Source organism: Paragemmobacter amnigenus, assembly GCF_009908265.2.
Classification (GTDB): domain Bacteria; phylum Pseudomonadota; class Alphaproteobacteria; order Rhodobacterales; family Rhodobacteraceae; genus Paragemmobacter; species Paragemmobacter amnigenus.
Map to the genome: position 1 here is coordinate 1 of NZ_JAAATX020000037.1, position 317 is coordinate 317.

Consider the following 317-nt stretch of genomic DNA (forward strand, 5'->3'; position numbering starts at 1 on the left):
CCGTCTCGCCGCCCGTGATCGCATCCGTGCCAAAGCCCGGCTGCAGCAGGAAGGTGTCATCCCCCCCCTCGCCCCGCAGCGTGTCAGACCCCGCCCCGCCAGTCAGCGTGTCGTTGCCCTCGCCACCGGCCAGCGTATCCGTGCCCTCGCCGCCCGAGAGCTGGTCCGCCCCCGCGCCGCCATCCAGCGCGTCGTTGCCCGCGCCGCCGTCCAGCGCATCGGCCCCCTCGCCACCGGACAGCGTGTCGCGGCCCTCGCCGCCCGTGAGCGCGTCGTCATCGGCACCGCCGTCCAGCACGTCATTGCCGATCCCGCCG

Annotated in this window: 1 protein-coding gene; it reads right to left on the bottom strand. The window is 75.4% G+C overall.

Annotation, left to right across the window (positions count from 1 at the left end):
* Positions 1-317: calcium-binding protein (locus GU927_RS20410; RefSeq protein WP_161764238.1), on the bottom strand; the 317-nt coding region annotated here is incomplete at both ends.